This is a genomic window from Leptospira biflexa serovar Patoc strain 'Patoc 1 (Paris)' (assembly GCF_000017685.1).
In the GTDB taxonomy this organism is placed as follows: Bacteria; Spirochaetota; Leptospiria; order Leptospirales; family Leptospiraceae; genus Leptospira_A; species Leptospira_A biflexa.
In genome coordinates this window covers 1,683,592-1,706,497 of sequence record NC_010602.1, presented here as the reverse complement: position 1 = coordinate 1,706,497, position 22,906 = coordinate 1,683,592, and the positions used below count along the sequence as shown (strand labels likewise).

23 protein-coding genes and 2 tRNA genes are annotated in these 22,906 nt (G+C 41.5%); 6 read left to right on the top strand and 19 right to left on the bottom strand.

The genetic code is table 11. The annotated features are described in order from the left end of the window. Window positions 1-3: 3 nt before the first annotated feature. The 3 genes from LEPBI_RS08060 to recN all read right to left on the bottom strand — a co-directional run bounded on the left by LEPBI_RS08060 (window position 4) and on the right by recN (window position 2,844). Complete coding sequence (locus LEPBI_RS08060) at window positions 4-435, bottom strand: ExbD/TolR family protein (protein WP_012388617.1); 432 nt, start codon at window positions 433-435, stop codon at window positions 4-6. Between the two features lie 10 nt (window positions 436-445). Further along, complete coding sequence (locus tag LEPBI_RS08055; RefSeq protein WP_012388616.1) at window positions 446-1,060, bottom strand: MotA/TolQ/ExbB proton channel family protein; 615 nt, start codon at window positions 1,058-1,060, stop codon at window positions 446-448. Between the two features lie 74 nt (window positions 1,061-1,134). After that, window positions 1,135-2,844 (bottom strand): DNA repair protein RecN, encoded by a 1,710-nt coding sequence (gene recN, locus LEPBI_RS08050; RefSeq protein WP_012388615.1) that lies wholly within the window; start codon window positions 2,842-2,844, stop codon window positions 1,135-1,137. A 130-nt stretch (window positions 2,845-2,974) separates the two neighbouring features. Here recN and LEPBI_RS08045 point away from each other — a divergent pair, with 130 nt between their 5' ends. Continuing rightward, window positions 2,975-4,681 (top strand): patatin-like phospholipase family protein, encoded by a 1,707-nt coding sequence (locus LEPBI_RS08045; RefSeq protein WP_012388614.1) that lies wholly within the window; start codon window positions 2,975-2,977, stop codon window positions 4,679-4,681. Here LEPBI_RS08045 and LEPBI_RS08040 read toward each other — a convergent pair. The 10 genes from LEPBI_RS08040 to LEPBI_RS07995 form a co-directional block, all read right to left on the bottom strand. Further along, a complete protein-coding gene (locus LEPBI_RS08040) occupies window positions 4,678-5,679 on the bottom strand; it encodes a PLP-dependent cysteine synthase family protein (protein WP_012388613.1) in 1,002 nt (333 codons plus the stop codon). The genes LEPBI_RS08045 and LEPBI_RS08040 overlap by 4 nt on opposite strands. Then, on the bottom strand, window positions 5,680-6,066 hold the full coding sequence (locus tag LEPBI_RS08035) for an FKBP-type peptidyl-prolyl cis-trans isomerase (protein ID WP_012388612.1): 387 nt from the start codon (window positions 6,064-6,066) through the stop codon (window positions 5,680-5,682). It lies immediately after the preceding gene. Beyond that, complete coding sequence (gene leuD, locus LEPBI_RS08030; RefSeq protein ID WP_012388611.1) at window positions 6,066-6,692, bottom strand: 3-isopropylmalate dehydratase small subunit; 627 nt, start codon at window positions 6,690-6,692, stop codon at window positions 6,066-6,068. Before leuD ends, LEPBI_RS08035 begins: the two co-directional genes overlap by 1 nt. 1 nt (window position 6,693) lies before the next feature. Then, a complete protein-coding gene (leuC, locus tag LEPBI_RS08025) occupies window positions 6,694-8,088 on the bottom strand; it encodes a 3-isopropylmalate dehydratase large subunit (protein WP_012388610.1) in 1,395 nt (464 codons plus the stop codon). Window positions 8,089-8,166: 78 nt separating this feature from the next. Beyond that, window positions 8,167-9,000 carry a hypothetical protein gene (locus tag LEPBI_RS08020; protein WP_012388609.1) on the bottom strand — a complete coding sequence of 278 codons (834 nt, stop codon included), beginning with the start codon at window positions 8,998-9,000 and terminating at the stop codon, window positions 8,167-8,169. A gap of 1 nt (window position 9,001) precedes the next feature. Beyond that, a complete protein-coding gene (locus LEPBI_RS08015; protein ID WP_012476265.1) occupies window positions 9,002-10,477 on the bottom strand; it encodes an FHA domain-containing protein in 1,476 nt (491 codons plus the stop codon). Further along, complete coding sequence (locus tag LEPBI_RS08010) at window positions 10,437-11,198, bottom strand: ATP-binding cassette domain-containing protein (RefSeq protein WP_012476264.1); 762 nt, start codon at window positions 11,196-11,198, stop codon at window positions 10,437-10,439. Before LEPBI_RS08010 ends, LEPBI_RS08015 begins: the two co-directional genes overlap by 41 nt. After that, complete coding sequence (locus LEPBI_RS08005) at window positions 11,185-11,772, bottom strand: D-sedoheptulose 7-phosphate isomerase (protein ID WP_012388606.1); 588 nt, start codon at window positions 11,770-11,772, stop codon at window positions 11,185-11,187. The genes LEPBI_RS08010 and LEPBI_RS08005 overlap by 14 nt, the downstream gene beginning before the upstream one ends. After that, on the bottom strand, window positions 11,762-12,535 hold the full coding sequence (locus tag LEPBI_RS08000; protein ID WP_012476263.1) for an LBBP_01157 family protein: 774 nt from the start codon (window positions 12,533-12,535) through the stop codon (window positions 11,762-11,764). The genes LEPBI_RS08005 and LEPBI_RS08000 overlap by 11 nt, the downstream gene beginning before the upstream one ends. Beyond that, the gene (locus LEPBI_RS07995) at window positions 12,522-13,343 is read right to left on the bottom strand and encodes a glycosyltransferase family 2 protein (protein WP_012388604.1); all 822 of its coding nucleotides are present in this window, start codon (window positions 13,341-13,343) and stop codon (window positions 12,522-12,524) included. Before LEPBI_RS07995 ends, LEPBI_RS08000 begins: the two co-directional genes overlap by 14 nt. 30 nt (window positions 13,344-13,373) lie before the next feature. Between LEPBI_RS07995 and LEPBI_RS07990 the strand changes: the two genes are divergently transcribed. Continuing rightward, entirely contained in the window at window positions 13,374-15,293 is a 1,920-nt protein-coding gene (locus tag LEPBI_RS07990) for an O-antigen ligase family protein (RefSeq protein ID WP_012476262.1), read from the top strand. Window positions 15,294-15,703: 410 nt separating this feature from the next. Here the strand turns inward: LEPBI_RS07990 and LEPBI_RS07985 are convergent. Further along, window positions 15,704-15,787 (bottom strand) — tRNA-Leu (locus LEPBI_RS07985). Between the two features lie 15 nt (window positions 15,788-15,802). Then, window positions 15,803-15,873, bottom strand: a tRNA-Cys gene (locus LEPBI_RS07980). Window positions 15,874-16,006: 133 nt separating this feature from the next. On the opposite strand from LEPBI_RS07980, the gene LEPBI_RS07975 reads away from it, so the two are divergent. Then, a complete protein-coding gene (locus LEPBI_RS07975) occupies window positions 16,007-16,432 on the top strand; it encodes an LIMLP_04285 family protein (RefSeq protein ID WP_012388601.1) in 426 nt (141 codons plus the stop codon). Between the two features lie 59 nt (window positions 16,433-16,491). On the opposite strand, the gene guaA is transcribed toward LEPBI_RS07975, so the two are convergent. Beyond that, window positions 16,492-18,291: a glutamine-hydrolyzing GMP synthase gene (guaA, locus tag LEPBI_RS07970; protein WP_012388600.1), complete on the bottom strand. Its 1,800-nt coding sequence runs from the start codon at window positions 18,289-18,291 to the stop codon at window positions 16,492-16,494. Between the two features lie 42 nt (window positions 18,292-18,333). Here guaA and queF point away from each other — a divergent pair, with 42 nt between their 5' ends. The 3 genes from queF to LEPBI_RS07955 are packed head-to-tail and all read left to right on the top strand — an operon-like array spanning window position 18,334 to window position 19,208. After that, window positions 18,334-18,735, top strand: coding sequence for a preQ(1) synthase (gene queF, locus LEPBI_RS07965; protein ID WP_012388599.1), 402 nt, complete (start codon window positions 18,334-18,336; stop codon window positions 18,733-18,735). Then, the gene (locus tag LEPBI_RS07960) at window positions 18,736-18,993 is read left to right on the top strand and encodes a SemiSWEET transporter (protein WP_012388598.1); all 258 of its coding nucleotides are present in this window, start codon (window positions 18,736-18,738) and stop codon (window positions 18,991-18,993) included. Next, the gene (locus LEPBI_RS07955) at window positions 18,990-19,208 is read left to right on the top strand and encodes a ferredoxin (RefSeq protein WP_012388597.1); all 219 of its coding nucleotides are present in this window, start codon (window positions 18,990-18,992) and stop codon (window positions 19,206-19,208) included. The genes LEPBI_RS07960 and LEPBI_RS07955 overlap by 4 nt, the downstream gene beginning before the upstream one ends. A gap of 81 nt (window positions 19,209-19,289) precedes the next feature. On the opposite strand, the gene LEPBI_RS07950 is transcribed toward LEPBI_RS07955, so the two are convergent. The 3 genes from LEPBI_RS07950 to LEPBI_RS07940 are packed head-to-tail and all read right to left on the bottom strand — an operon-like array spanning window position 19,290 to window position 22,841. After that, window positions 19,290-20,792 (bottom strand): alkaline phosphatase family protein, encoded by a 1,503-nt coding sequence (locus LEPBI_RS07950; protein WP_012388596.1) that lies wholly within the window; start codon window positions 20,790-20,792, stop codon window positions 19,290-19,292. A gap of 40 nt (window positions 20,793-20,832) precedes the next feature. Continuing rightward, on the bottom strand, window positions 20,833-21,858 hold the full coding sequence (gene fliM / locus LEPBI_RS07945) for a flagellar motor switch protein FliM (RefSeq protein ID WP_012388595.1): 1,026 nt from the start codon (window positions 21,856-21,858) through the stop codon (window positions 20,833-20,835). Continuing rightward, window positions 21,855-22,841, bottom strand: coding sequence for a hypothetical protein (locus LEPBI_RS07940; protein WP_012388594.1), 987 nt, complete (start codon window positions 22,839-22,841; stop codon window positions 21,855-21,857). The genes fliM and LEPBI_RS07940 overlap by 4 nt, the downstream gene beginning before the upstream one ends. Window positions 22,842-22,906: the final 65 nt, after the last annotated feature.

Sequence of the window (22,906 nt, the reverse complement as noted above, 5' to 3'; positions counted from 1 at the left end):
AAATTACTTTGATGTGCCTTTTACCATTGCTAAGTTAAAGCGACTAACGCCCGCTGCATTGACAGCATCAATTACTTTAACGACAACTTGGTAGGACGCACCACCATCCCCACGAATAATCACTTTGTTTTTTTTAGGATCTCTTTCTTTTTCAGGTCCTAAAAATCCATTGATTTTTTCAGTCAGACCTTCTAATGCAACTGGTTCTGAATTTTGATCCAAATAAATTTTCCCTTGTTTATCCACTGTGATAACAAGTTCATCTTTTTGTTTTTCTTTGGCAACACTTGAGGATCTTGGTAACTCCACTTTGAGTGCGGTATTTTTTTCCAATGTCGCATTCATTAAAAAATAGATTACGATAAAGGAAATGACATCGATGAGTGGAGCAAGCTCGATGTTATTGAAAGACTTTCTAGCTTTGCGAAACTTCATTTTTTGATTATCATCGATTCAAATGTGGGAGGACCAAATCGGTTACGTTTTCCATTTCCGTAATTTTTTCTTCCTTCATTCGAGTGAACACATTATAAAAAATATAAGCAGGGATAGCAATGGCAAGTCCCATTGCAGTGGTAATGAGTGCTTCCGAAATTCCGACCTCTGCCCCTTGGGTACCAGCCCCTTCCGCAAATGATCTTACAATTCCGATGACCGTTCCCAAAACTCCAAGTAACGGTGCTATGGTGGCGATCGTTCCAAGACCTGTGAGGTAACGTTCCATCAAATAAATTTGACGGAAACCTTCTTGTCTGATGTCTTCTTCCCAGAAAGAAACGCCGCGACGTTTGAGGTCAAAGGCCATTCTTAAGAGTACAGCTGCCGGAGATTGTACCTCTTGGCTTAGGACATCTTTTGCATCGTCCCATTTCCCCTCTCGGGCCAACTCACGGACTCTACGAAAATGATCCTGAGGGATACTCTTTAGTCTCCAATAGTATACTAGCCTCTCCACGATGATGGTAAAACCAACGATGGACACAAGTATGATTAGGATGGGAATGGTTTGTGGTGGAACCGATGAAATGATTGAATCTGATTTAGCGAAAGGAAAAGACATGAATGAGACCCCATTGAGGATTACGAATAGAGTTTTCAGTCTTCCCTTTTTCGCCAAATACTATTTTTAAAGGACTAACCCGCTTTTTTCATCAAAAGATCTGTCGCCGCCTTGAGAACCGCCGAGGTGAGTTGTTTTCCTCCGATCATTCGCGCCAGTTCCCGTTTCCTCTCTTCGAAGTCCAAAACAGAGGCTTCCGAGACAGTCCGACCACCTTCTTGCCGTTTTTCGATCTTAATTTGATGGTCACCCGCTGCCGCCACTTGTTGGGTATGAGTGATGAGTAAAATTTGGGAGTTCCTTGCTAGTTTTTTCAGCTTGGTTGCCATTGCTTCTGCAGCTTCTCCGCCAAGGCCTGTATCCACCTCATCTAGGACCAACATTTGAGGAGAGGGAGCTTGTTTTCCAAGGACACTTCGGAGTGCTAACATCACTCGCGAGAGTTCCCCTCCAGATGCCACTTTGCGGAGAGGTCGTGGTTTTTCCCCAGGATTGGCGCTGAAATAGAACTCAATTTGGTCAAGACCAGCGTCTGAAAGGAAATAGGATTTTGATCCTTCCTCTACCTCACCCTCGGGGTTTTCTTCCCAACGTAAGACCACCTGGAGTTTTCCCCCTTCGAGTCCGAGGTCGAGCATTTCACGTTGCACTTCTTCCTCAAATTGGGAGATGGCATTCCTTCGGAGCTTGGAAAGTTGGAATCCGAGTTCTTTGAGTTCCACAAGGCACTGGTCCTTTTTGATCCTCAAAAAATCTTCATCCCCTGCTTGTTCCTTCCAACGCTCTAATTCCGACTTTTTCTCTTCTAAAAGTTGGTGAATTTCCCCGATGCTCACATTGTATTTTTTCTTGAGTTTTTTCAGATCTTGGAGCCTTGCTTGTACCATATCCAATCTTTCGGGGCTAAAAAAGAGCTCCTCTTCTTCCTCTCGAATGACAGACTTCAAGGATTTGAGTCTGTCATAGACTTCTTCCCATTCATCTAACATCTCTCTTTTTTCAGGAATGAGGATGGTCACTTTTTGGATGGCATGGATGAGGCTTGGGAATACTTTCAAAATGGAGTTTTCTTTTTCCGAAAGTTCTTCCAAAACCAAACGATAGTTTTCCGCTAATTTTTCTCCGTTGGCGAGTAAACTTTCTTCGGAACTTAGGCTTTCTTCTTCCCCATCTTTTGGGGAAATCGCTTCAATTTCTTCCACTTCATATTCTAAAATTTCCTTTCGCTTCAACATGGTTTTACGTGTTTCTTCGAAATCAGAAAGTTTTTGTTTCCAATGCCTGTACTGTTGGAGGGCCGATTTGAACTTAAACTTCAAGGATTCTAAATTCCCAAAACGGTCAAGGAACTCCAATTGGTTTGATTTTTCTAAAAGGAAAAGTTGTTCATTTTGGCAATGGATCTCTGCCATGGTTTTTCCAAGCTCTCGTAAATGAGTGGTGGAGGCTAGACTCTCCCCAATTTTGACACGCGCTTTTCCATCTTTCATCAGTTCTTTGGTAATTAGGATTTCGTCTCCCGTATAACGAAAGCCTTGTTCCATCAAATAATCTTTTGTCAAATTTTGCCCGGTCAAGGAAAGGACCGCCTGTAAGGAATACCGATCCTTACCTTGTCTAATGTTCGCAGTGGAACAACGACCTCCAAATAAAGAAGCCAATGCATCGAAAATTAAAGATTTTCCAGCACCAGATTCTCCGGTGAAGACGGTGAGACCATCCGATAGGGAAAGTTCAAGGGATTCAAATAGAGCAAAATCCTTAATTTTCAAATGTGTGATCATATAGACTCCTGTTTGCTATACATACAGTTACTACTTAACATACAAGTAGTCAATAAAATTTTTTAGAAAACTTAAAAAATCGCAATTTCTCTTCCCTTCCTTTCTGAAACTCTGGTGGAAAAGGTGACTTATGAAAGATCTTGAAGGCAAAATCCACCTCGTATCGAGTTTACCCCTCTTCCGTAGTCTTTCCAAAAAAGAAAAAACCTGGGTCGCTGAGTCTGTTCACATTGTGGAACGGGAAAGAGATGAACTTCTTTTTACGGCGGGAGACAGCGACAGAAGTTTGTTTCTAATTTTGTCTGGTGGGATCAAATTATTCCTTCCGAAGAAAGGGGAAGGAAAACGGGAAGAAGAAGTACAGTATCTAAAAAAAGGAGAGTACTTCGGCATCCAAGCATTACTAACAGGAGAAAAGCACAACCATACAGCTGTTACCGTAAGCGAGTCTCGATTTCTGGTTTTATCCCAATCGGAATTCCAGAAGTTAATTCAAAAAATTCCATATCTTTCCATCACCTTTTCGAAAATGCTCACCAAATCCTTACGAGGGGAACTCCTCGGAGGAAAAGAATACTTTCGTAATTCCGTTGTCTGTTTGGTGCATTCTGATCCGATTACAAAAGATCGATTTGCTTCGGAACTCGTTGAGAAAATAGAATCCGAATCAGGTAAAAAAGCTGTCATCCTCCATTTTTCGCAAAATGGAAATGTTTCTTCCCCTCATACCAAAACTTATAAATTCAAAGATGCTGACCGTATCAAAGAAACCTTAGGAAAACATTATGCGAGTCATTCTTTTATCTTTTTAGAAGTATTCCCAGAAACAGAGGAAGAACTGAAACATCTGTTAATTGATGAATCTGACCATATTGAAAACTTGGTTTCTTTGGAATATAAAACCAATCTTTGTGATTCGATCACAAAAGATGCCAAAGAGAACGAGATCCTCTACCACGAGACCAATATCCGAGAGATTTTAGACCATGGAAAATGGGATATTTTTATCAGGCGGAAGGCAAGAGAACTTTCAGGTGTGGAAATGGGTGTGGCCCTCGGAGGCGGAGCAGCACTTGGACTTGCCCAAGTGGGGATCATGAAAGTTTTGGACGAGGAAGGGATCATACCCGATATGATCTCTGGAACAAGCATTGGTGCCATCATCGGTGCCTTTTGGGCCAGTGGACTCGGTTATAAAGGGATCCTACCTTTACTCGGTGAAATTGATAGCCTTTTCAAAATGTTCAAACTGGTGGATTTATCCTTTCCTGGACAAGGTTTACTCCATGGGAAACATGTTCGTACTCTTCTGGAAAAGTATTTAGGAGATTTATACTTCGAAGACCTTCCCATCAAACTGCGGCTCATCAGTTGTGACATTTCCACAAGGCAAGAAATTGTACTTTCGGAAGGAAAGGTATTGGATGCTGTTATGGCAAGTATCTCCATTCCAGGAGTTTTTGTCCCCCAACCGCAAGAGAATGGAAAAACCTATGTGGATGGAGGGATTGTCAATCCCCTGCCCGTTTCAGCACTCACTCAAGAAGGCATTCAAAAGATCGTCGCCATCAATTCCATGCCAAGTTCCAAAGATGAAATGAAAACAAACAAACTTTTAAATTTGAATGTACTCGATATCATTGTGAATAGTTTGTATTCACTTCAATATAGAATTGGGAAGTATAGTGCCCAAGAAGCAGATGTATATTTAAATCCAATCCTTCCCAATTCCAATTGGTTTGAGTTTTGGCGGAGTAAAGAATTCATTGAACTCGGCGAAACTGTAGCCAAAAGTTCCTTACAGGAAATCAAACAACTGTTTAGCGAAAAAAATTAATCTCTGTCGGGGGAGAGGATCACGATATTAAACGGGTTCCTTTCATTTTTTTCGGACTCAGATAAAGTTTCCGAAAAACGTAAAGCACCTGTGATCACTGTCCCAGTTGTAAGCCCAGCAAAAATACCTTCTTTTTCATATAGATCGGCTTGCAGGTGTAAGGCTTCGTCTTTTGTGACATGAAAGTAATGGTCAATGAGTTTTGGATCATAAACGGCAGGCAGGCGAATCCTTTCTCTTTCTTTGGGATTGTCAGTTTTTCCATATTCCATAAAGGCTGAGTTTTGTTTTCCTGCAATGATCACTTTTACCCTTCTGTCTTGTGACTTCAGGTAACGACCGATCCCAGTAATGGCACCACCAGATCCTGGTGCTGAAATCACAGCTCCGACTTTTCCTTGCAGATCTCTCCATATTTCAGGACCTGTGGTTTTGAAATGGAAATTGGGGTTGGCAGGATTTTCCAATTCATCAGGGAGATACCCACCCATTTTTTTGGCTTTTTCTTCTGCTAGTTCCGTGAGCTTTACGATATCCGATTCATTCGTAACCGTCACTTCTGCTCCATAACTTCTGAGGAGTTGGACACGTTCTGGTGGTGTGGTGAGGGGAACTAGGCAATACACAGGGTAACCTTTGACCTTTCCAATCCATGTAAAACTCACAGAGGAGGAACCGGCACCAGAAAGAATGATAGGCATTCCTTTTTTTAACTTCCCTCGTTTTTCCGCATCTAACACCATCGCTATGGCAGTACGATCTTTCGCAGAACCTGTTGGATTTAAAAATTCAGCTTTTAGGTAAAACTGTACACCAGAATATTCAGATCCAATCCGGTTCAAACGAATGAGAGGTGTATTGCCAATCAATTGTAAAACATTGTCTTTGATTGGTTTGGCAACGGAAAGTTCCTTTCCAAAGATACCCTGTACATTATTCAGTGCTTGCAACAAACTGTTGCCAAAGTCATCGATACCTTTGGAAATCGGATCAATCATTTATTTAACTTTAATTAACTCAACATCAAACACAAGAGTCGAATTGGCAGGAATGGGTCCAACTGCTCTGTCACCATATCCATATTTGGGAGGAATGGTCAATTTTCGTTTTCCACCTTCTTTCATGCCCATAATCCCACGTTCCCAACCTTGGATCACTTGGCCTTGCCCTAATTGGAAACTAAATGGTTCCCCTCGATCCACAGAAGAATCAAAAACCTTTCCATTGGTCAACTTACCAGTATAATGAACCACAACGGTTGTCCCGCGGATGGCTTCTTTGCCTAATCCTTGTTTGGTGTCCTGAATCAGCAGTTCCTCTGCTGAAAGACCCGTTACGAAGAAGAAAAAACTAAGAGTTAAAAATAACTGTTTCATGCGCTTCATTATACACTCTTTCTGTACAACCAGGGAACTTCTTTTTGGTTCTTTTCTTCAAATTTTTGAATAAAATCGGCTTTTTGTAGGGTGAGTCCAATGTCATCCAAACCATTGAGGAGGCAGTGTTTTCGAAATGCATCCACTTCAAATGGGTATTTTTTTCCTTCTTCTGTGATGACAACCTGGTTCTCCAAATCGATTTCTAAATTGGCACCTGGTTTTTTATCAATTGCCTGGAAAATTTCTTCGATTTGAGATTCCGGTAAAACAATTGGAAGCATCCCGTTCTTAAAACAGTTATTATAAAAAATATCTGCATAAGAAGGTGAAAGGATGGAACGAAAGCCGTAGTCTTCTAAGGCCCAAGGAGCATGTTCTCTGGAAGATCCACACCCAAAATTATCACGAGTGACAAGGATATTGGCTCCTTGGTATCTTTTGGCGTTAAGAACAAAGTCTGGGTTTGGTGTTTGGCCCGCATCGTCGAGAAATCTCCAATCATGGAACAAATGTTTTCCAAAACCAGACCTTTCGATTTTCCGTAGGAATTGTTTTGGGATGATTTGGTCTGTGTCTACGTTCGCTTTGTCGAGAAGCGCTGCGATCCCTTTTAATTTTGTAAATGCTTTCATCTTATTTCCACTCCCGAATGTCTACAAAATGTCCTTCCACGGCGACTGCTGCTGCCATAGCAGGCCCCACTAAATGGGTCCTTCCACCCTTTCCTTGCCTTCCTTCAAAGTTTCGATTGGAAGTGGAAGCACAACGGTCCCCTGGAGATAACACGTCATCATTCATCGCAAGGCACATCGAACAACCTGGGTTTCGCCATTGGAATCCCGCTTCGATAAAAATTTTGTCGAGTCCTTCACTCTCCGCTTGGCGTTTCACTCGGCCTGAACCTGGTACAATGATGGCTTCTACTTCCTTACTGACTTTTTTCCCTTTGACGGTGTTTGCCACAACACGAAGGTCTTCGATCCTTGAATTGGTACAGGAACCGATGAATACTTTGTTTACTTTCACATCCGAAAGTTTTTGTCCAGGTTTCAAGTCCATATAGGCTAAGGCAGATTCTGCAGATTTTTTTTGTACAGGATCTGTGAAATCATTTGGACTTGGTACAGTTGCAGTCACTGGGATCACTTGTCCAGGAGACGTTCCCCAAGAAACCATTGGTGCAATTTCATTTGCATTGAGTGTTACTGTTTTATCAAATTTGGCACCAGGGTCTGTTGCATAAGATATCCATTTAGCAGCTGCTATATCAAATGCATCTCCTTTCGGAGCAAAATCTCTACCTTTGATGTAATTGATCGTCGTATCGTCTGGAGAAATGAGTCCAGCTCTTGCACCAGCTTCGATAGCCATATTACAAATGGTCATTCTTCCTTCCATACTGAGCGCACGGATGGCTTCCCCAGTGAATTCAATCACATAACCAGTAGCACCATCAGTTCCAATTTTTCCAATGATGGCAAGGACGATGTCTTTTGCAGAAACCAGAGGTGAGAGAGTTCCATCCACACGGATTTCCAAAGTTTTTGGTTTCTTTTGGACTAAGGTTTGGGTGGCTAAGACATGTTCCACTTCGGAAGTTCCAATTCCAAATGCGAGAGCACCAAAGGCACCATGTGTCGCTGTGTGAGAATCCCCACAAACAATCGTCATACCAGGGTGAGTGAGTCCAAGCTCTGGCGCGACAACGTGCACAATTCCATTGTCAGGGTGATTGATATCAAATAATGTAATTCCGTTTTCTTTACAATTGTCCATTAAGGTTTGCATTTGCAAAACCGAGATCGGATCCACAGATTTCCAATCTCTCGTTCTTGTGGAAACGTTATGGTCCATGGTAGCAAATGTTGCATCGGGTCGCCTCACCTTTCGGTTGGTGAGTTTCAAACTTTCGAAGGCTTGTGGGCTTGTGACTTCGTGGACTAGGTGTCTGTCGATATAAATGAGGCAGGTTCCATCATCCTCGTGAACCAAATGGTCATTCCAAATCTTCTCAAACATGGTTTTCATAACTAGACTCCCTCACTTCAAGTCATAACTCGGACATGGGGGTCTGTGTCCAGGGAATTTGGAAAAATAGATTGATTCTTAAGGTGTTTGGACGGTGGATCCGTCAACATAACTGCCAGAAATCCCAGAACAATGTGCGGCCGCAGTTCCCCCACCTCCACCCGTGAGTGGAGCGGTATAAACGCTTATGATATAACCAACACTCGATTGTGTGACCTTGCAGGAACCGACCACACTTGTCTCTGTACACTTTGCGGTTTGTTTGGTTCCCGAAAGGCAACTTGTCAAATAACCATAATAGTTCTGACAAACTCCACCCCCAACAACACAGGCAAACTTAAAGGTTTTGGTGGATCCACCATTCAACAAATCCGATAAATCTGAATCAGACACTGTTTGGACCGCTGTCCCATCCGTTAGGACAGAAAGTGGGTTACTTGTCCCACTTTCTTTTTGGTGCACATAAAGTAAGTAACTACCAGCTTTCGCAAAACTAATGATGGTTTGGCCAGAATCGGTTTTTGTGTATTCAGTTCCTTCTTTGGCCAGTGGTGCAATGTTCAATTCCAAAGGACAACTTGTTGATGTGTAAACGGCAACCTTTGCCACTCGAGAGAGTACAACTCTCGTTGCAATTTGTGCCCCTTTGATTTGCATCACTGCATAATACGTATCTCCCGCAAGTAAAAAGGAAACTGATTGTGAGCTCGTCGTGATTCCCGTATAACCGGCTTTGAGTTGGGACCCGAGGCCTGCCACGGTACATCCGTTTTCTCCCGTTTCCTTCGCCAGAAACAAGGAAGTGGCAGCATCATTATTAGAAGTTTCTCCTGAACAAAATGAAAGGATGAGACCAATTTGAAGGACAAATAGGAGAGACGTTACTTTTAAAAAAATCTTTTTTTCTAACATGTCAGTATCTCCCTCGGAACGTAAGAAAGGTTTTTCCTAATTGGATTTCGTCTAAATTATGTAACACTTTGGGGCGTAATAATTTTCTGCCGTTCAAGTATACACCTGCCTCAGAAACACAATCAAACAATATAAATTTCCCTTTGCGATTTTTTATCTTCGCATGTAAACCAGATACACTTGGATCGTGGAGGACTATGTGGTTGGACTCAAAATTACCAATGGTCATTTCCGACCACTGCAAAGGAATTGGTTCGTATAATTGGTTTCCTTCTCTCACTTGGATTACCGCATAGGTATAGGAAGTCCCTGGTAAATTTTCCTTTTCCTTAGTGACAAGTGCGATTTCTCGGTCCCGAGCTGCCTTTTCTAAGGTTTCCCCATACATTCTGTCATACACTTCCAACTCATCCTGTCTTTCCAAGTTTTCCACATTGGAGATTGGAGTTAAGGTTTTTTGTTTCGCATGACTTGGATTTGGTGATTCAAATCCTCGCAAATAATAAAGAGAGGCAATACACAATAAAATAAAAAATAAACTTACGGGAAAAAACACAAATGGATCGGAGACTTTTAAATATAGGGTTTGGTACGGCGTGATTTGGTATAAAAATTCAAATTGCACTCCAGTAGAAACCGAGGTAAACGATCCCATCACTTCGTTTTCTTTCCATACAGATAGTTGCCAAGGAGAGATGTACTTGATTTCCCAATCTGGACTGACGGTTTCTTTCAGATCCATAAATAAGGACTCAAAACTTTCCTGTTTGGATATGGGATAAAAATCTCCATTCGCATAACTGACGAGTTTATTTGCTTCTAATGAACTTGGAGAAAGTACAATGAGTTTCAGTCCTTTTTCCCGAATCCGTTTGGCAAACTCAGGGATCTCAAAACGATCTGGCCATTCATTTGAAAAACTAACAAGGAGTAAGATATGGTCCTCCTTAGTTTCATTTCCTGGAATTGATTGTAACAATTGTTCCCAATTGCGAATCGGGAACTGAGGGATTTTTTCTTTTGGATAAGGAAAGGAAACATCCAAAACTTGGGATCGAATCCTTTCGAAGACATGAAAAGAATCATCGGATTGGATGTGGAGTTTTGAAAATCCGCCACTTTGTTCTGAGATCTTCACAAGTTGGCTTGTAAGTTGTAATAACCAACGTCGGTCTTCGGCATTGGAATAACTCGGAACAGAAATGGTTAAATACAGCGGGTTCTTTTTTTCAAGTCGTGTGAATCCGAATCCTTCGGAAAAACGTGCGGTACTTCCTAATTGTTCCGAGAGGGTATACCCATTCAGATCCAAATTCCCCTTGAGGTGTAACCGCAGTTTTACTTCTGGATAGGAACTTACATCGATGGATCGTAATGATATGGGGGACTCTGAAAAAATGGGAAACGTGAAAAAACAAATCCAAAGGAAAAACCAATTACGAAAATAAAAGAGAGGCTTCCTTAAGTTGTTTTCCATATCCTGAAATAGGCTCCAATTGGTGGTTTCGAATTGGAAGCGATTCTACGACTTCCCCTTCTTTCATTATCGTAACTTCGGAAGCCAGACTTGCGACGATCCTCAGTTCGTGTGTAATAAAAACAACTGTCATCCCCGATTTTGCTAATTTTTGAACCGTTTCTAGGACAATTTTTTCAGAAAACGCATCGAGTCCCGTGGTTGGCTCATCTAAAATCAAAATTTTTGGATGGCGTAGGAAAGCAAGAGTGAGTAAAATTCTCTGCTTTTCCCCTCCCGAAAGGTTCTTTGCAAATTGTTTCCAATGCCCTCGCGGGATCTTCAATTGATCAAAGTAAGAAAAAACAGTTTCCAAGGTGATATGGGATAAAGAAGACAGCCTTAAAAAATCTTTGATTTGGCTCTCTATGGTTCGGTAGGGATGAAAGGCTAAATTAGGATTTTGAGGGACAAGGAAGACATTCTTTTGATTCGGAACGTTCTTTGAAAACACATCATCACCCAAAACCAAAAACTGATCATAAGTCAACCTTGCGCCTTCTGGGATGATGGAAAATAATGCCATCGCCAGTGTGGATTTCCCCGACCCTGATTCCCCAATGACACCATGAATGCTACCTTTTTTGACTTGAAGTCCAATGGATTTCCAAATGAAATGCCCTTCTCGTGTTTGGAGTGTGGCATTTTGAATTTGGATGATCGGCCGATCAATCGAGTCCAAACAATTCCTTTTCAATGATGCTACAAAGGATATGACCGATCAAAATATGGGACTCTTGGATCCTTGCTGTGACACTGGATGGAATGATGATTTCCACATCCGCTTTTCCTTTTAATTTTCCACCATCTCCACCAAGGAGTAAAACAACCTTCATCCCATTTTTTTTGGCTTCTTCTACTGCTAAAATGATATTCTTGGAGTTCCCTGAAGTTGTGAGTCCGATGAAAACATCTTTGGATTTTCCGAAAGCTTGGAGTTGTCTTTGGAAAAGGAATTCATATCCATAATCATTGGCACAAGCAGTGAGAACCGCCTGGTCACTGTTCAGTGCTATCGCAGGAATTGCCTTTCGCTCATTTCCTGATTTGTATCGAATGACAAGCTCTGCCGCAATGTGAGATGCATCACAACTAGACCCACCATTCCCTGCAAAATATAAAATTCCATCGCCCTTTAAGGAATCCACAAGTACCTTTCCTGCGGCTTTGATATTTGGCAAAAGTGACGGCAAAAGTTGTGCTTTTACCCGAATGGAATCTTCAATTTGCGATTGGATTAATGTATCATGCTCCATGTTCTAATTCCTTCTCTCTTCTTTCCCGTATGAGATTTATTTTCTGTCCAAATTCTTTCAAAGCAGATCCGAATCCAAAAATCGATTTGGTTTTGGAATGTGGGTTTGAGCTATTGGACTGTCCTAAGTTCAGATAAAACAATTCGTCCCGTACAAGCCGTTTTTGCCTTTCTGTCGCTATCTTTTCAAAAAATTCCTTACACTCTTCGCCGATGGCAAGCATCACAAGTGTCATTGAATTCGGGGACATTTGTAACAATAGCTGTTCTTGCCAGAATCGTTCCCAACAGAAGACGATCCGCCAATCATCTTTTGGTGCTTCCGATTCTAAAAATAAATCCGACCTTGGAATGGCTTGTAAGTTTAAAAAATCATCCAAATTACGAATGTCTTTCGAAAGGTTTTGATTGAGTAAACCTTCATCTACAAAAAGAACTCCCGCCCATTTCCCATCTTTATTTTTATATAGATGGTTATCGGTGACAAGAACAATGGAAAAATCATCACCTTCGATGCGGAAGACTTTTTCGTTTGTTTTTGTTAAGCGAATCTTTTTGGTTTCCAGGACAATTCCTGAGTTTATTTGTTTCGTGGGTAGTTTCTTTTTCCAAGTGTCAAAGGCAGTTGCCCATTCTATGGCAAATGATTTTGGTTCTTTTTTCTTTTTTTCCGAATCCAATACCTTTTGGTTTGATCGAATGGACAGGAAGGAAAGGAGTTTCCTCCAAAAACCTTGTTTGGTTTTGGGATTATTTTTTGCCATAGTCTTTTCGTATATTGGAAGGACGTTGAATTTTCAATTGGTCCAATTCATACAATTTCGCGTATTTTAAATAAGTCGAAAAAGAGGAAGCAAGGGCAATCCACAGTCCAGGGATTCCATCTAAAAACCCAAATTTAAAAAGATAAATTTCAAAAAACTTTCCGAGTGGTTTTATGATGGTTTTCATCAATGAAAACCTTTCACCCTTCGCATAACGAGTGTAGGCGACAATGCTTGAAAATTGATTGATCGTCGTGATTTGGTGACTGAAATCTGTAAAACTATAATGTAAAATATTTCCCTTCATCACTTTACCAAAAGATCCTGGTTTTAGTTCAATGAAGTCATGTGGGTTCTCTCCAATCCAACTGGCATTCGCCTTTTTGAACAATCGATAACGTCGCTGTGGGTACCATCCACTATAACGAATCCACCGACCTAAGTGAAATGTGAGCCTTGCGATTTTATATCCATCACAATGGACCTCATCGGTTTCCAAAAATGTTTGGATGGAATTTTGTAATACCTCGTCGGCCCTTTCGTCGGCATCAAGGGAAAAGATCCATTCATTTTGGCAAAAGGAAATGGCTTTGTTTTTTTGTTCGACATGGCCCGGGAAGGGTGCTTCCAAGAATCGGACTTTGGGGAAGGAAGTGGCAATTTCCTTGGTTTTGTCCGTACTCAACGAATCCAATACAATGATTTCATCGGCGAAGGATACAACCGATCGGATACAATCCCCAATATTTTTTTCTTCATTGAAGGTAATGATGGCCACCGACAATTTTCTTTTTCTCTTGCCTTCCATAGGAGTTAAAACCTATTCTTGGAACCAAATATGATTGGGAAAGAAACATTTCATAAGATTTCTTTTGTTTTTCTGGCATTCTTTTTTGCCCTATCCCCTATATCCATCAGCCTAAGCCAAATCTTCGCAGGCCTTTCTCTCTTCTTTCTTTTTTTGGACCAAATGAAGAAAAGAAAACTCCCCCAGATTCCCATCGCACTTATTTTTTGGACGGGTTTGTATTTGAGTTTTTTACTCACACCACTCATCGAGAACCAGACGATCCAATGGAAAAAAGATATCGTGAAATCTGAGTTTGGTGATCTATGGATGGGATTTTTGTTACTCCACCAAACATATCTTAAGGATCGCGAAAAAAAAAGAATCCAAAACTTTGTTTTTTTAGGTGCGATCATCCTTATCCTTTCCGGGACTATTTCCCTTTTTTTCCCCTACCGACTCGCACCATTTGTTATGGACGGTTTACGTCATATAGAAGGGAAACGGCTTCCCCACCTTTTGGCAAATGTCCACGGTATATCCGTTTATTTACCCATTGGTTTCCAAAGTACACACTTAACTTACGGGGGACTCTTAGCCGTATATTTGCCTTCTCTTTGGGAAAAATCGTATCGTTTGCTTTCGAAAAAAAAGCGGATGATCCAATTTTGGAAAACCTCTCTCCTAACTCTTTCGGTTTCCGGATTTGGGATGGTATTACTTCTTTTAAACCAGAGTCGATCCATTTGGATCGGAATCTTTTTAGGAACCATTCTCCTCTTACAAAAATCAAAAAGTTCGATCAAATCGATTTTACCGTGGGTGTTAACGGGAATATTTTTTTTACTCATGTCGTTTTTACTTTTTTATCATTCCAATTGGTTATTCCAAAGAGCGATCGATGATCTTTTCGCTAAACGTTCGTTAGAGAACCAAAGGATCTGGATTCATAAAATGAATTATTCCATCCTAAAAGAAAATTTGGTTTTTGGAATTGGGGGAGGAAATTATGAGAATCGTTTCATAGACATTGCCATTCCCATCGTAAATGAAATCCCCGCACTCTATTATGATTTATCGATCACTCCCAAATCCCATGCTCATTTTGATGTATTACATGATTTGATACTGGGTGGGTTGTTTGCCTTTTTATTCTATTTGGGATTTTTATGGTCTATCACGAAACAAATTGATACTACCAATCGAAAGTATGTTTTTTATTTAGGTATTCCGATAGTTCTTTTTGCTGGTAGTTTTCAATGTTATTTGTTAGATGATGAAGTTTTACTTCCCTTTATGGGTCTTTTGGCCTTACTTCCCATTTTAAAATTCACTCCAAAAAATGAATTCCAATCCAAACCAAATGAGAGTCTCTTCCAAACTCTTTTCCAGAATCTAAAAATAGAAACACTTTCCTTCTCATTTGGACTCATTCTTTTTTGGATCTTCTTCTCCCTTACAGTCACCTATCTATGGAGTCGCACAGAAAACGCGGAATTGGTTTTGCATCGAACAAGAACAAATCAAAACTTTCCTAGTCCTCTCTCTCAATTGTCCGTCAATGCCAAATCCCCCATCCCTCTCCCCGTTCCCACAAAACAAATGTATTTCAAACTATCGGGTTGTTTGGACCAAGTTCTGAACTTTCGAAAGGACCCCTCGCCTAGACTGAAACCAATACAATTGGAAATTCTTTGGGACAAGGAAGTAGAAACAAACTTACCGAATCGGTTGACAGTCGAGATTCGCAAACGAGAAAGTTTTGACCAAGACAAAGAATACCGAGTACAAAAGGAATCTGTTGTCAAAACCTTCGCCGTGCCATTGAATCGTAAGGATGTTCAGATCGTTGTGGATCCAAGGGAATTCGTTACGGAAACTCCTGCATTTGTGGATTTTGGGTTTTGGTATGAATGGGATTCGGTAAGCCCCCATTTGCCAAGACTTCGGATCCTTGGGAATTGCGATTGAGAGTCCGCGGGGTCGCTACGAGATGTTGATTTGAGTTTTGTTTGATTGGGAAAGTCCGCGGGAATCGCTTCGATCTTCGGCCATCCTGGCCTTTCGATCTCAGCCCGTCCTACTCGTCACCGAAAGGCTTCCTGCCTTCGGAAAAAACGCTTCACGCTCCATCCACCCTTGGCCTTACAGCCAACTTCGCCTCAGGCTTTTACTAAGCCTTCGCGGGGGCGCTACGAGATGTTGATTCGAGTTTTGTTTGAATTAGAAGGTCCGCGGGAATCGCTTCGATCTTCGGCCATCCTGGCCTTTCGATCTCAGCCCGTCTTGCTCGTCACCGAAAGGCTTCCTGCCTTCGGAAAAAACGCTTCACGCTCCCTATGGGTCGCTACGTTTTTTTTGACTCGCAATCGTTCGATTTATACCTGGAGCGGGAATCGAACCCGCACGGGATTACTCCCACAGGATTTTAAGTCCTGTGTGTCTACCAATTCCACCATCCAGGCGTATGTTGTAAGACTAGGCGTCGGCCGGATTCGAACCGGCGGTCAAGCTTTTGCAGAGCCATGCCTTACCACTTGGCCACGACGCCAATCGTGACTTTGGATAGGCTAAAATAGGAAGGCTTGGTGTCAAATGGAAACTGATTTCACTTTTCATCGGATTGTAACAATTCTTCCAAAAATCAAATTGCTCCCCTTTTTTTCTCAAGATGCACTGCAATTATGAACCTGCAACGAATTGTAATTGTCACCATTTTATCATTTTCCCTTCCCTCATTACTCGCTGATACGGTGAAAGTCAAAGCCACAAAAGAAGTATTCGAAAATGTAAAAACTTCTTCTCCTACTGCCAATTATGTTTTGGTCGAATCGAAAGACGGCACCAAACAAGCGTTTAAGAAAAATGCAGTTGAAGTGACAACACTCCCCGTAGAATGGGAAGCGCCGAAAGAGGAAGAAAAACAAGGGTTCTTTGCAGGTATGTTTGCTTCCAAATCGAAAACGGAAGAAACTAAATCACCGGAATCAACAGAACCAAGTGAAAACGGACAAACAAAAGTCGAAGACGAAAACAAAGGTTTTTTCGAAAAACGCCTTCCTGAACTCACAATGGGTGGAATGGCTTTACTTTGGATCCTTCTCCCTTAATCAGAGTCGGTTTCGAATCAAAAAAGCGCCCGAATCAACCTAATCTAAAACCCCCACCCCTATTCCCATTCAATGGTTCCTGGGGGTTTGTGGGTAAGATCATACATCACAAGTGAAATCTGAGGAAGTTCCAAGAGTTCCTTTGTGATCCTTGCTAAAATATTACGATTCATTTGGTAAAAATTAGCAGTCATCGCTTCTGTGGATTCTACAGGACGTAAAACCACACCGTAGGAATTTTCTCGTAATCCCACAGGCACAAGTACGACTGGCATCTGCCAAATTTGATTATGAATGGACTCATCATATAAAATCTGATTCACGATCGCATCAGCATCTCGCAAAATATCAGCATGAGTTTTGTCTAAGGTTAGTTTTGTATAAAAGAAATCTTTTTCAAAATGAGTGATCCCTGGTGCCAGTACCACTCGATTGATCTCTTTTTTGGTATTGGTAATTTCAACAGACAAATTGTCTAATTCCTTCCAATCTGATGTGAAGTCACTGAGTACAGCACAATGTGCGTAACTCCTTTGGTCTCCTTGGACTCCCACTGAAAGAATGGGTAATATTTGGATTTCGGCCTTTGGGATTTTTTCTTTCCAAATGCTAAAATCAATATTGGGGGGACTTGTTCTGGGACTGGCAATCATTCGCACGACAAGTCCAGGTCCTGGAAAGGGATGGCGTTCAATCCACCTTTCCGGAAGGCCTAGTGTTCGGCCAAGTTCTCTCACCTCGTCTTTATAAAGATCGGCGATGGGTTCCACAATTTTGCCTTCGCGGATCAGGGCTTCAATTTGAGGGACACGATTGTGGTGTGTTTTGATTTTATGAGAATGTTTGGTTCCACCTGATTCGATGGTATCCGGGTAAATCGTTCCTTGGCCAAGTAACCAGTGTTCGGCGTCAAGTCCAAGAGATGTGGTGGCTTTTCCTTGTGCCTCTAAAAATAAATCCCCAACAATCCTTCTTTTTTTCTCGGGTTCAAATTCATTTTGTAGGGATTTGTAAAATACTTCACTTTCATCCCAAATGGTAAGGTCAAATCCTACATGGTGTAAATTATCCATTAGGTCCTTCACTTCATTTTTACGCATAAACCCTGTATCAACGAGTAATCCCTTCACCCGGTCCTTTCCAAGTGCCTTTGCCAGTAAAAGGTATGCGACAGATGAGTCCACTCCACCGGAAACGAGTAAAAATACATTTTTCCCTTCTGGAACTTTTTTCTGTAAACTTTGGATTTGTTCGTCCAAAAAATGTTGGATGCTCCAAGTACCAGAAGCCCCACATAACTCCACAAAGTTTTTTAGTAAAATTTCTCCTTCTTCGGAATGCGTCACCTCTGGGTGGAATTGGATGCCAAAAAGGTTTTTAGAAGGATGAGAGACAAACGCATAACGGCAGTGATCTGACTTTGCAATCACCTGGAAATCATTTGGTAATCGAACCACCTCATCACCATGACTCATCCAAACCTTTGTTTTTAGAGAAAGTGATTGGGACAAGGGTGAATTTGGATTTTCAATTTCAAGGATCGCCGGTCCGTATTCTTTTGTGCTCGCTGAAACCACTTCGCCACCGAGTGTCTTCATCATGAGCTGGTGGCCGTAACAAATTCCTAGCACAGGAACGGAAGTATCAAAAAAACCAGCTGGCAAAAGCGGTGCTCCCGTTTCATAGACGCTGCTTGGTCCTCCTGAAAGGATGATACCCGCATAGGACTCGTAGCGAGACAAGGGTTCTTCATTGGATAGGATTTCGGTATAGGCTCCTAACCTTCGGATACGGGAAGCAATGAGATGAGCATACTGGCCGCCGAAATCGACGACTGCGATTTTTTTATCACTTGTCATGGGATGGTTCCAAAATAATTTTGTTTATGTCGGGGTAAACAAATGTCGGAAAAAAAATCAGAATCTTCTTATGAGGACAAACAAGACCATATCCCGGCTTGGACCACCCCTGCGATCGAATGGTTTGCCAATGTTTATGCCGGTAAAGAATACAATATCGAATTTACCATCCCTGAATTCACTGCCGTTTGCCCCAAAACGGGTCTACCTGACTTTGGAACCATCTACATTGAATACATTCCCAGGGAAAAATGTGCTGAATTAAAATCTCTGAAAGAATACATGATGGCCTACCGAAATGTAGGCATTTTCCACGAAAATGTAGTCAATAAAATCTTGGAAGACTTTGTCAAAGCCATCGATCCTCTCTATGCCAAGGTCATTGGTGATTATAATGTTCGCGGTGGAGTGAAAACGGTAGTGAAACGAGAGTACAAAGCATAAATGGAAAACCTAATTGGGTATGTGGCAGCATTTTTAACAACGGTTTCCTTTTTGCCCCAAGTCTTACGAGTCGTCATGACAAAACAAACAAGGGACATCAGCCGGAATATGTACATCATGTTTTTTTTGGGTGTGGTGTTATGGTTTGTGTATGGGATACTCCGTTCTGATTTACCCATCATCCTTGCCAATGTAGTCACATTATTTTTTGTAACGATCATTCTATACTATAAACTCACAGAAGGGAATCAAACATGAGAAAGGCTTATGTAGACAAAGACAATTGTACTTCTTGCAACCAATGCGCTGATAATTTGCCCAAGTATTTTATGATGGATGAAGATGATTTATCCCAAACTCACTTAGCTGGATCTGACATTAATGATGCAATGATCCCAGAAGAAGATACAAAAAAGGTGCAAAAGGAAATGGATGAGTGTCCTGGTGAATGCATCCATTGGAAAAAACACTAAACCTCTAAAATTCAAAAGTAACATCGGGTGGGCACATCGGAATGAATTAGGAAATGTCGCTTTATCGGTGAAACGAGAACGTTATCTCTTGGAATCTTTTAAATCCAACAAATCCTTAACGATCACAAATACATCTTTGACCGATTGGAATTTGTGTTGTTTCCCTCTCGGGTCATAAACAAAACCAATGGTCTTCATTTTGGGATGAGCATTCCAATAACCATGGCCATGAATTTTTGTTTGGGACTGACTCCATACTTCACCCTTTCTAGTTCCACTAAAGAATAAAGATTGCGATGTGCGAAAGAGTCCCAAGGCTTCGGGATGGATTTTGGTCTGGATCTCATGTAAAGTCTCTGAACTCGTAAGATTTCCATCTTGAAGAGAAAGTTCATTTCTTGGGATCCACTCTGCCCCTGGACAGGATTGTAACACATCACTCACAACGGAATCAATGTCTTTTGGGGAAATTTTCGCGTTTGTTGCGGGAAGGAGGATTGATGTGCCACCTGAACTTTTAAAGGTCATTTGGTAGGTAGCCTGTTCCTCATTCAAAAACCCACGATGTTTAAGGATGACATTGGGAGCACAAACCGCATCCGCCGAATCAAACCCATGATCTGATACAATGACAATGGCGGGTCCCTTCGGAGAGAACGCCCCAACGGATTTTAAAAAATTTAAGATCGCCTGATCCAATTCCAAAAGCCGAACGAGTGCCCGTTCCGAACCTGGCCCATATCCATGGTGGTTTGTGTCTAAATCCGTAGTATAAACAAACATCAAATTTGGTTTTTTCTTTTGAAAAAGCCAGGTCGCGGTTTTTAATTTCACTTCATCTTTCGAAACGTCGTTTAACGGAGATCCTACGGCCTTCTCGATTTCTTTGTGTAATCCTTTTGTGGATAAGGCACGGAGAAGTTTGTCATCTTCTGGATTTTTTTTTCGCCAATACTGAGGAAGATTCCAATCCATTTCGGCACCGACCGTCACTGGCCAAAATACATTGGCTGTGGTTTTCTGATTCTTTTTTGCCAAATCCCAAATTGTAGGAGTTCGAATGTCTTCCGCATACCACATCCAACCCCCATCATTCTTTTCAAAAGGATCCGAAAGTGTATTATTATAAATTCCATGTTTCGCAGGATCCATACCCGTCACCATTGAAGTGTGTGCTGGGTAGGTTACCGATGGATTGACGGTTTCAATTTCATTCACTCCATACGTTCGGAAGAGCTCTGCTAAATGGGGAAAGTAGGCATGGTATTTTGGATCGGTCCAGTAATAGGCAGGGAATCCATCAATGGATAAAACAATGGTTTGCCGAACTGAAGTGAGATGAGGAGATTTTTTTTTGTCAGGGATTTTGGATTTTCCTTCTAAGGAAGGAAATGTAAATACCATCATTAGAAATCCAAACGCCAAAAGAGGAAGTTTCCAACTTGGCAAGGAAATGGTTTTTTTGGAGATCACCTTATCATCATACATAAATGTTAAAAGGGATTTCAAATTTTTTGTATTTTTTTTAATTCTAAACGGGAGGTTCTTCAAATTTGTACAAAACAATACTAAGTTGAATTTCATTTGGTTTAATCTTCACATAAACCCTGTTTAGCGAATCAAATCAGTATTCTTGTTCCGATCTGGTGGAACCGAGGAGTTCGTCAGGAATGTCCTCAATGCTATCACCAATTTGGATAGCTAGGCGGTTTCCCACGCGTCCTGGTGTGGCTTTGAATTTACTTCTGTCCCCCACTTTCACCATCAGGTCGGTTTTGATGGGCGTATTCTCCAATTTGATCACATCTCCGACATGTAAGTTCATGAGATCATTGAGAGAAATATCCACGCTTCCCACTTCAGAAATGAGAGGGATTTTCACTTGGTCGAGACGTTCTTGGATGACGGCACGGTTTTCATCCACTTCCCCTTTTCGAATCGAGGAATACCAATACTGTGCAGAGAGTTTATTGATGATAGGTTCAATGGTGATGTAAGGAATACAAAGGTTTGTCATCCTTTCCACTTCCCCTACTTTTGTTTCCAAGGTAATTAATACCACCATGTCATTGGGAGGAACAACCTGTGCGAACTGCGGGTTTGTTTCGATGTTTCCGAGCCTAGGACGTAAGTCGATCACCGTTGACCAAGACTCGCGTAAGTTTCCAAGGATTCTGACGATGATCCCTTCCATTACCGATAACTCAATATCGGAAAGTTCACGGTTGACTTTCGAAGACTCACCCTTACCACCAAACAGACGATCGATGATGGTAAAGGAAATGGAAGGGTCAATTTCTAAAATGGCGGATCCTCGGAGAGGGTCCATATTGATCACAGCAAGGGTTGTGGGATTTGGAATGGAACGAATGAATTCTTCGTAAGTTAACTGGTCCACCGAAGCTACGTGCACTACGACGAGGGCTCGGAGCTGTGCAGAAAGTCCTGTGGTTGCCAAACGAGCAAAGATCTCGTGCATCATCTGGAGTGTACGAATTTGGTCTTTTGAAAATTTATCCGGACGTTTGAAGTCGTAAATTTTGACTTTTTTTTGTTCCCCAACGGACGAGTATTCATCCTCCGAAACTTCTCCAGAGGAGATGGCATTTAACAGGGCATCAATTTCGTCTTGGGAAAGGATTTCCGTCATTTTTTTACCTTTACGAGTAAGTTTTTAATCTGCCAAAATCCAACTCGGCTTCCTTCTTCTTGTCGCAAGGTGTATATATATTCGTACCTTGTTTTGAACCGACCCATCATTCTTTCTACATACACTTGGACACGAGCATCTCGTTTGGAGGGGTAATCCACACTCATCACCTTAAAGTATTTTAATGCACCTGAGGGGGACTCCGTCAAATACTCTTTAAAATCTTCGATGATGGTTTCCCGCTCACCCACATTTGCTTCTGCATAAGCACTGCTATAACGATCATAAGCCAAGATGTATTCAGAAAAATCGATCCATTTAAAATGGTATTCCCATCTTTTTTTCATCTCAGCGCCAAGGAATAAAAAGATAACCTCTTCAGGGGAAAGTCCGCCACTTTCAGTCATTTGGCGGTTTACCGATTCCTTGCGTTGAAGTTTCGGATTTTGGAATAAAAATCCCACTGTGTTTTGGGAACGAAGGAATGCTGATTTATCTTCTGTGTAATTGGGATAAAAATAACCAGTGATATAAAATTTTTGGTCAGGCAAAAACTGGTAGTGTTCATCCAAGTAAATGGTCTTGGAAAAGGATTCATTTCGGTGAAGGCTCACCTCTTTGTTTTCATCGCCCACCAAATTGACAATGGTAGTCCTTCGTTTGAGAATGGGATCAGGAAAATCAGGGTCTTCGATTGGTGGGAGGATCCGATCGTTCTCGTCTTTGACTATGATTTGAAAGGAATAACGAAAATCAAAGGAAGGGAAAATACGAACCACTTCTTTCCCTGTATTGGTGATGGAAAATGTGAGTGGGATCCTTTCCCCCGCTTCGTAACTGCGTTTGGTGAGGCTCACACTGATCTTTGATTGTAGGGCAATAAAATTCTCAACTCGTTCCCCACGCGCATCCCGGTCAGGGAATGAAAATAAGGAATGGGAGACCAAAATTCCCAAAATGATGTAAAATGGTACGAAGCGCATTCACTATAGAATTTCGGCAATGGGACAAATTTCCGACAGAAATTTTAGCGAAATCGAAGGTTTGA

Coding starts and splice junctions, on each gene's coding strand:
- LEPBI_RS08060 (WP_012388617.1), bottom strand. CDS start 435: ATGAAGTTTCGCAAAGCTAGAAAGTCTTTCAATAACATCGAGCTTGCT.
- LEPBI_RS08055 (WP_012388616.1), bottom strand. CDS start 1,060: ATGTCTTTTCCTTTCGCTAAATCAGATTCAATCATTTCATCGGTTCCA.
- recN (WP_012388615.1), bottom strand. CDS start 2,844: ATGATCACACATTTGAAAATTAAGGATTTTGCTCTATTTGAATCCCTT.
- LEPBI_RS08045 (WP_012388614.1), top strand. CDS start 2,975: ATGAAAGATCTTGAAGGCAAAATCCACCTCGTATCGAGTTTACCCCTC.
- LEPBI_RS08040 (WP_012388613.1), bottom strand. CDS start 5,679: ATGATTGATCCGATTTCCAAAGGTATCGATGACTTTGGCAACAGTTTG.
- LEPBI_RS08035 (WP_012388612.1), bottom strand. CDS start 6,066: ATGAAGCGCATGAAACAGTTATTTTTAACTCTTAGTTTTTTCTTCTTC.
- leuD (WP_012388611.1), bottom strand. CDS start 6,692: ATGAAAGCATTTACAAAATTAAAAGGGATCGCAGCGCTTCTCGACAAA.
- leuC (WP_012388610.1), bottom strand. CDS start 8,088: ATGAAAACCATGTTTGAGAAGATTTGGAATGACCATTTGGTTCACGAG.
- LEPBI_RS08020 (WP_012388609.1), bottom strand. CDS start 9,000: ATGTTAGAAAAAAAGATTTTTTTAAAAGTAACGTCTCTCCTATTTGTC.
- LEPBI_RS08015 (WP_012476265.1), bottom strand. CDS start 10,477: ATGGAAAACAACTTAAGGAAGCCTCTCTTTTATTTTCGTAATTGGTTT.
- LEPBI_RS08005 (WP_012388606.1), bottom strand. CDS start 11,772: ATGGAGCATGATACATTAATCCAATCGCAAATTGAAGATTCCATTCGG.
- LEPBI_RS08000 (WP_012476263.1), bottom strand. CDS start 12,535: ATGGCAAAAAATAATCCCAAAACCAAACAAGGTTTTTGGAGGAAACTC.
- LEPBI_RS07995 (WP_012388604.1), bottom strand. CDS start 13,343: ATGGAAGGCAAGAGAAAAAGAAAATTGTCGGTGGCCATCATTACCTTC.
- LEPBI_RS07990 (WP_012476262.1), top strand. CDS start 13,374: ATGATTGGGAAAGAAACATTTCATAAGATTTCTTTTGTTTTTCTGGCA.
- LEPBI_RS07975 (WP_012388601.1), top strand. CDS start 16,007: ATGAACCTGCAACGAATTGTAATTGTCACCATTTTATCATTTTCCCTT.
- guaA (WP_012388600.1), bottom strand. CDS start 18,291: ATGACAAGTGATAAAAAAATCGCAGTCGTCGATTTCGGCGGCCAGTAT.
- queF (WP_012388599.1), top strand. CDS start 18,334: ATGTCGGAAAAAAAATCAGAATCTTCTTATGAGGACAAACAAGACCAT.
- LEPBI_RS07960 (WP_012388598.1), top strand. CDS start 18,736: ATGGAAAACCTAATTGGGTATGTGGCAGCATTTTTAACAACGGTTTCC.
- LEPBI_RS07955 (WP_012388597.1), top strand. CDS start 18,990: ATGAGAAAGGCTTATGTAGACAAAGACAATTGTACTTCTTGCAACCAA.
- LEPBI_RS07950 (WP_012388596.1), bottom strand. CDS start 20,792: ATGAAATTCAACTTAGTATTGTTTTGTACAAATTTGAAGAACCTCCCG.
- fliM (WP_012388595.1), bottom strand. CDS start 21,858: ATGACGGAAATCCTTTCCCAAGACGAAATTGATGCCCTGTTAAATGCC.
- LEPBI_RS07940 (WP_012388594.1), bottom strand. CDS start 22,841: ATGCGCTTCGTACCATTTTACATCATTTTGGGAATTTTGGTCTCCCAT.